The sequence below is a fragment of the Streptomyces sp. CNQ085 genome (genome assembly GCF_022614595.1).
In the GTDB taxonomy this organism is placed as follows: Bacteria; Actinomycetota; Actinomycetes; order Streptomycetales; family Streptomycetaceae; genus Streptomyces.
In genome coordinates this window covers 42,058-49,234 of sequence record NZ_JAJFAU010000016.1, presented here as the reverse complement: position 1 = coordinate 49,234, position 7,177 = coordinate 42,058, and the positions used below count along the sequence as shown (strand labels likewise).

The following is a 7,177-nucleotide window of genomic DNA, read 5'->3' as shown; positions in this document are numbered from 1 at the left end:
GCCGCGCCCCCGGTGCCGCCGCCTCCGCACCGTCCGGCGGACGGCGGCTCCGTACTGTTGCCGGGTGCCCCGCTGCCCATCGGCCCCGGCCCCCGGCGGCCCCGGGCCCGCGTCACCGAGGTGAGCCCCCCGACGTCCTGGGTGCTGCGGGCACCGGACGGCGGCGGGGCCGGTGGCACCGGCGCCCCCGGAGCCACCGTGGCCCACCCTCCGCCGCACAGTGCCTCCCAGGGGCCTCCCGGCGGTGAGACGGCCGCGCCGCCGCGCTGGCGGCCGTGGCGCTTCCGGATGTCCAACGACGTGTGGGGCACCCCGGTCGTCGCCGACGGCCTGCTGTACGTCACCTCCTTCGAGGTCCACGCGCTGGACGTGGCGACGGGACGGCGGCAGTTCAAGACCCGTGAGGTGGCGTGGTCGATGGCCGTGAGCAACGGCCGGGTCCACGCCTCCGACGGACCGAGCCTGTACGCCCTGAGCGCCCGCGACGGCTCCGACGTCTGGCGCCTGGCCGCGGAGGGCTGGGTGTACGCGCTGCGCGCCGATCGCGGCACGGTCGTCACCGGCACCCGCGGCGGCGGCGTACAGGCGTGGGACGCGGCGAGCGGCGAGCGGCTGTGGGAGCTGTCCGGTGCGCAGACCGACTTCGAGACCGCCGGGACCGGCCCGGTGACAAGGGGCGGTTCGGTCTACGTCTGGGGCGACGGGCGGCTGTACGCCCTGGACGCGCGCACCGGAACCGAGCAGTGGTCCCACCCGGTCGGCGACTCCTCGGCGACCGGCGGCGTCCCGGTACGGCTGCTGCCCGCCGACGACGGCGCGGTGTACGTCAGCGCCGGCTCGCGGGTCTTCGCCCTGGACGCGGCCACCGGAGCGGAGCGGTGGCGCTTCGACGCACCCGCCGCGTTCCTGTGCCCGCCGGCCTTCGCGCCGGGCGCGGCGATCGCGGGCGGCGGCGTCTACCTGGCCGACTACCTGGGCACGGTGTACGCGCTGGACGCCGCCAACGGCCACGACCGGTGGCGGATCGCCACCGAGTCCCGCCAGTCGGCCGAGCCGGTGGTGGTGGCCGACGGGCTGGTCCATCTGGGCAGCGGTGGCGCGCTCTACACGCTGGACGCGGTCAGCGGCACCCCCCGCTGGCGCTTCGCGACGGGCGGCGAGATCACCGGCGCCCCGGTTTCGGCGGACGGCCGGGTCCACTTCGGATCGGCGGACCACTGCCTGTACACGCTGGACGCCGTCGGGGGTCAGCTGCGCTGGAAGCTCGCCACGGAGGGCGAGATCACCGGCTCGCCGGTGGTCGCGGACGGCGTGGTCTTCGCGTGCAGCCGGGACCGCTGCGTGTACGCGCTGGACGCGGCCAAGGGGACGGGGCGGGCCCGCGCCTGACCCGGCCCCGTCCCCGCGTTCGCCCCGCCCGGTTTCCGGCGAACCCCTCTGCGCGGGAACCCCGTTGGCCGCTCCTCGCGTGAACCCTGTTGGAAAGTGCGGCAGTCAAAAGCGGGTGCGTACGCGCACCGAGCGTCCACCGGGGGAGAACTCGTCATGAAGCGCTCTGTGAAGCGCCACCTCAAGCTGACAGCCGTCGTCGCCGTCGTGACGCTGGCCCTGTCCGGCTTCGGCCAGGCCCGGAGCGGCGGCGGCAAGGGCGGCGGCGGCCGGGGGAGCAGCAGCAAGAGCGGCGGCGGAGGCGGCGGCTGCGGCAAGGACAAGTCCGGCAGCCGGTCGGGTTACAGCGGCTACCGGAGCACGACGGCCGGCAGCGGCTCCTCCGGCTCCTCGTCCCGCGAGGACGAGCCGGACGCCGAGATCATCTCGTGCGCCAAGGGGAAGAAGGGGACGGTGGTCGAGCTCTCCGGTGGCGACGCCGGCACCTACACCGTCTACGTGTATCTGGTCGACGGCTTCGGGGACACCGTCGATGTCTCCTCCCGGCGCGTCAGCGTGGAAAGGGACCTGACCAGGCGCGTCGAGGTGGAGCCGCGGGACCCGGCCATGGTGGGGGCCGCGGAGGACTGCCGCGCCTCCGTCGCGGAGGGCTGAACGTGGACCCCGTCGACGAGCTGGGGCGGGACCGCTGCAGCGGTCCCGCCCCAGCTCGTCGACGGGGTCTCCGCGCAAGCCGTATGCCTCGTCTCAGGCGACGTGGTTGTCCTCCTGTGCCTCGGCGCAGCCGCCGCGTCCCGGTATGGACACGTGGTTCTCACACGACGTCGGCGCGGACGCGTTCCGCGGTCCGACGGACACGTGGTTTTCGGCCATGGCCGGGGCGGTGGCGCCGCCCGTCAGGGCTGCCGCGAGAACGAAGGCGGCGAGAACCTTCTTCGAGCGAGTCATAAAGGCTCCTCTGTGGATAACGATGTTCCCCTTCATGGGCCAAACTAGCGATGGTGGGGCGACCGTTCGATCTTCGTGGCCGAAAGTCCGTCCAGTAGTGGCGCGATCCGTCCGTCGCACACATTCAGGGACCAGCTTCGGCGATCCCCCCTCTGCATCGCCGCCGCTGGTCCCTGGTGCCCCCCGTCTGGTGTGGTCCTACTTCACCCCGTCGCCGGACACGTGGTTGTCCTCCACGTCGGCCGCACCGCCCGAGACGTGGTTGTCCTGAGTGGTCGGGCCGTCGCTGCCGGGGCTCGACACGTGGTTGTCCCGCTGGGGACCGCCGGTGACGGGCTTCTTGGTGGTCTCGCTCATACGGCCGACTCCTAGATCTGGTGACGAACTGAATCCCGGGGGTCCGTCCGGCGGCTCCCCCGTGGGCCGCCGGACGGACTTCGGGCCGCTCATCCCGGTGGTACAGGGTGTTGGGCCCATCGACCTGCCTGCCCCCCGACGCGACGGGTCGATGGGTATGAGCATGGCGTGCGGCGATAAACAATCGATGAACGTCCGCTTCCGGCGGCGGATCCATACTCCCCGAGCCGCTACGCGGCGACGGCAGGAGCCAGTACCTTCCGGGCCTCGTCGGCCTCGGGGGAACCCAGGGAATCGAAGATGGCCAGTGCGTCCTGCCAGCAGGCACGGGCGCGGTCCGTCTGGCCCAGAGAGTCCAGCGCACGGCCCAGAGCCATCAGCACCGTCCCACGCCGCCACTCACCGCCGATGCCGCGCAGCGCGAGGGCTTGTTCGGCGTGGGCGGCGGCCTGCGCGGGACGGCGTGCCACCAGGTGCGCCTCGGCCAGCCGCAGATGGGTCACGCCCTCCCACAGCGGTTGGCGGCTTTCGTGGAAGAGCGCGAGAGCCCTGTTGAGCTGGTCGAGGGCCTCGCTGACGCGCCCGGCACTCGTCAGCGCCACTCCCAGGGCGTAACGGCCGTTGGCCAGACGCATGGTGAGTTTCATGTCGGTGTAGATGTCCACGCCCTGCTCGGCGAGCCGGATCGCGCTGTCGATGCGGCCGAGGGCCAGATGGATGCGGGAGAGGTTGCACAGGGCGCTGGCCTCGCCGGTGTGGTTGCCGTCGGTCCGGAACGCCTCGATGGCCCGGTTCAGGTGCGCTTCGCCGTGCTCGTAGCGGCCCTGGTAGATGGCGATGATGCCACGGTCGTTGGGGGCGTAGCACCTGGGAACCGGATCGCCGGTGGACTCGGCGAGCATCATGGCGCGGTGCGCGTTCTCGTCGGCCTGGTCGAAGCGGCCCGCCACCGTGTGTACATGGGTGAGCATGATGTGGGCGCGACCTTCGGCCCAGGTGTCGCCCGCGGTCAACGCCGCCCGGCAGACGGCGGTGGCGGCCCGCTCGTAGCGCAGTGAGTGGATGCCGGAGTCAGCCAGGTCCTTGGCCGCGATCAGCAGGTCGGCCGCACGGCGCAGCGTGTCGCCGCCGGCCGACTGCTCCACACAGGCCATCAGGCAGTCGGCCTCGGCGAACAGCCAGTCCAGCGCCGTGGCACGGCTGTCGAAATCCAGTCCGGGGCGCTCGGTGGCGGCCAGGTGTTCCACGGTCCGGTCACCGGGGCGCTCCAGGGCGAACACGCCGGCCGCCGTGGCCAGGTAGAAGTCCAGCAGCCGGGAGTGTGCGACGGTGCGCTCCGAGGCGGGGTCCTCGTCGCGTTCGGCGCAGGTGCGCGCGTAGAGCCGGACCAGGTCGTGGTAGCGGTAGCGGCCGGGGGCGGCTGACTCCAGCAGGGAGGTGTCGACCAGGGACTCCAGCAGGTCCTCGGTCTCCTCCGGGGTGCGCTCCAGCATGGCGGCGGCGGCGTGTACGGAGATGTCGGCGCCGTCGGCCAGGCCCAGCAGGCGGAAGGCGCGGGCCTGCTCCGCCTCCAGCTGACCGTAGCCCAGCTCGAAGGTGGCCTTGACGGCCTGGTCGCCGGCCTGGAGCTCGTCCAGCCGGCGGCGCTCGTCGGCGAGTCTGCGGGCCAGGAAGGAGACCGTCCAGGTGCGGCGGGCGGCCAGGCGGGAGGCGGCGATGCGGATGGCCAGGGGCAGGAAGCCGCAGGCCGCGACGGTGTCCATGGCGGCCTCGCGCTCGGCCCCCACCCGCTCGGCGCCGACGATCCGGGTGAACAGCGTCATGGCCTCCTCGGGGCTCATCACGTCCAGGTCCACCAGGTGCGCGCCCGCCAGGTCCACCATCCGCACCCGGCTGGTGATCAGCGCGGCGCAGCCCTCGGTGCCCGGCAGCAGCGGGCGGACCTGGGCGGCGTCGCGGGCGTTGTCCAGCAGGGTCAGGATGCGGCGGCCGGCCAGTGTCGAGCGGTAGAGCGAGGCCCGCTCCTCCACCCCGTCGGGGATCGCGGAGTCCGGGAGGCCCAGGGCCCGCAGGAACGCGCCCAGGACCGCCTCCGGCTCCGCCGGGGCCGGGCCCGCCCCCTGGAGGTCGGTGTAGAGCTGACCGTCGGGAAAGCGGTCGCGGGCGGCGTGGGCGACGTGCACGGCCAGGGTGGTCTTGCCCACCCCTCCGATGCCCGCGACCGCCGAGACCGCCATGACGCGGCTCTCGGCGGCGACGAGCTGGTCGCCCAGTTCCGCGACGAAGGCGGCCCGGCCGGTGAAGTCCGGCACGGTCGCCGGAAGCTGCGCGGGGCGTACGAAGGTGGCCGTGCCCGGCGGGGCGGGCTCCTCGGCGGGCTGCGCCAGTTCCTCGTCGGCCCGCAGGATGCGCTGCTGGAGCTCGGCCAGCTCCGGGCGGGGGTCCACCCCCAGTTCCTCGGCCAGCAGCCGCCGGGTGTCGGCGTAGACGGCCAGGGCCTCGGCCTGGCGGCCGCTGCGGTACAGCGCCAGCATCAGCAGTTCGCGCAGCCGCTCGCGCAGCGGGTGCTCGGCGGTCAGCGCGGTCAGCTCGCCGACCGCCTCGGTGTGGGCGCCGAGCTGGAGGTCGAGGCCGAGGCGGTGCTCCAGCAGGGACAGCCGCCACTCCTCCAGCCGGGTCCGCTGGTTCTCCGCGTACGGCCCGGGGACGTGGGCCAGGGGCTCGCCGTTCCACTGTGCCAGCGCCAGGCCGTACAGCTCGCGCGCCCGGTGGCGGTCGCCGCTGGAGGCCGCCTTCTCGGCCTCCAGCGCGTGGGCGGCGGCCGTGTCCGCGTCGATCCCGGTGTCGGGGCCCAGCCCGATCGCGTACCCGCCGGACTCGCTGATCAGAGCCTCGGCGCCGAGCACCTTGCGCAGCCGGGAGGCGTAGGTGCGCAGCGCGGCCAGGGCGCGCTGCGGCGGCTCCTCGCCCCACAGCGCGTCCACCAGTTCCTGCGCGGTGGCCGTCTGCCCGCCGCGCAGCAGCAGGGCGGCGAGCAGGGCGCGCTGCTGGGGCGAGCCGACGCCGACCGGCTCACCGTCCCGCCAGGCACGTACCGGTCCGAGCACGGCGAAACGCAGCCGGTGACGACCGTCGTCCGGCTGCCGCAGTCGTTCGCGTCCGGTGTGCCCCTCGCCGCCCATGGTGCCCCCTGCGAAGTATGACGACCCGCAGCGCACAGTGTGCCTTGTCAGCGGTCGGTACGTCAGCCGTGCCCCTGTGTCTGCTCACGGCCGCCGTGAACCCGCGACTGGAGCGGCCACTGATGCCCCGAAAGATCACGAAATGTACGATGGTAAATCAAACTTCCTGTATACCAAAGGATTTGACTAACAGTGGTGTCTCTGCTCATCAACACGCCTCCAGCCAGAGCGGGTTGGTCATCGCCGCCATCGGCCCCGGCAGTCCCGCGCCGCCGTCCTGGGCGGGGCGGCGCACCTCGGCGCGCACATACGCGGCCAGTGAGGCGGTGGTGCGCCAGAGAACCGTGCCCGTACCCGAGGCGGGCAGACGCTCCGAGCGCATCTCGCCCTGGTCGGTCAGCAGCCGCACCGTGCCGTCCGGTACCCCCGTCACCTCCAGCCGAACCGCCACCGCGGTGTCCGGCGTGACGCGCAGCAGTTCCCCGATCCCGGCGTGCTCGCCGCGTGGTCCCGCGGCCGACAGCTCCAGGCCGATCCCCGAGGACTCCGCCAGCCAGCTCCGGCCCGCCCGTATGCCCTCCAGCACGGCCGCGCGCGACAGGTCACCGGCGTGGACGACCGTCTGCGGCAGGCCGACGGCCTGCGGCTCACGATGGGCGTCGCTGTTGCCCACCGCCGGTATCCACCGTCCGCGCCCGTCCCCGCCTCTCCGGAGGCAGGACTCCACCAGCATGTTGTCCCAGGCGGCCAGGGCCAGTTCGTCGTCGGGCGTCCACGGCCCGTTCCACACCTCCACCGCGTCCGCGCCCGCGTAACCGAACTTCCACTGGCAGCCCACGAACGGACAGTTTGGGTGCGCCGGGACGACCAGCCCGCCCGCACGGTGGATCCTGCGCACGTATCGCTCGTACGCGTCGTCGCGTGCCCGGTAGCGCCAGTCGACGAAGGTGCCCGGATCGACGCCGAGCGCCAGGTAGTGGCCGTTGCGGGTGGTCACCTCCTCACCGCACAGGATCAGCAGGTCGTTCCCCCAAAGCCCTTCCCAGGCGCCGTGCCCGGAAGTGGTGTTGTGCTCGGTGGTGGCGATGAAGTCCAGCCCGGCGGCCCGCGCCGCCGCCGCGACCTCGGCCGGGGTGCGCCGCCCGTCGGAGTGCACGGTGTGCAGATGGCAGTCGCCCCGGTACCAGGCGCGTCCCCGGCCCTTCGCCCGCTCCGGCGGATACGCCGGAAGCCGGCGGCGAGCGCGGACGAGCAGTTCAGCAGCCAGTCGTGACGGGCCCGCAGATGGCCCCGCTCATGGG

5 protein-coding genes and 1 pseudogene are annotated in these 7,177 nt (G+C 73.4%); 2 read left to right on the top strand and 4 right to left on the bottom strand.

What is annotated here, in order from left to right:
• The coding region (locus LJ221_RS05405; protein WP_241714208.1) for a PQQ-binding-like beta-propeller repeat protein at nucleotides 1–1,389 on the top strand (1,389 nt) is incomplete at its 5' end.
• A gap of 156 nt (nucleotides 1,390–1,545) precedes the next feature.
• On the top strand, nucleotides 1,546–2,043 hold the full coding sequence (locus tag LJ221_RS05400) for a hypothetical protein (RefSeq protein WP_241714206.1): 498 nt from the start codon (nucleotides 1,546–1,548) through the stop codon (nucleotides 2,041–2,043).
• A gap of 93 nt (nucleotides 2,044–2,136) precedes the next feature.
• Here LJ221_RS05400 and LJ221_RS05395 read toward each other — a convergent pair whose 3' ends face one another.
• From LJ221_RS05395 to LJ221_RS05380, 4 genes and pseudogenes are all read right to left on the bottom strand, one after another.
• Entirely contained in the window at nucleotides 2,137–2,337 is a 201-nt protein-coding gene (locus tag LJ221_RS05395; RefSeq protein WP_241714205.1) for a hypothetical protein, read from the bottom strand.
• Nucleotides 2,338–2,535: 198 nt separating this feature from the next.
• A complete protein-coding gene (locus tag LJ221_RS05390) occupies nucleotides 2,536–2,694 on the bottom strand; it encodes a hypothetical protein (protein ID WP_241714204.1) in 159 nt (52 codons plus the stop codon).
• Nucleotides 2,695–2,924: 230 nt separating this feature from the next.
• Nucleotides 2,925–5,876: a BTAD domain-containing putative transcriptional regulator gene (locus LJ221_RS05385; protein WP_241714203.1), complete on the bottom strand. Its 2,952-nt coding sequence runs from the start codon at nucleotides 5,874–5,876 to the stop codon at nucleotides 2,925–2,927.
• A gap of 208 nt (nucleotides 5,877–6,084) precedes the next feature.
• A pseudogene (locus tag LJ221_RS05380) lies at nucleotides 6,085–7,104 on the bottom strand (CehA/McbA family metallohydrolase); the annotation flags it as partial.
• Nucleotides 7,105–7,177 lie beyond the last annotated feature (73 nt).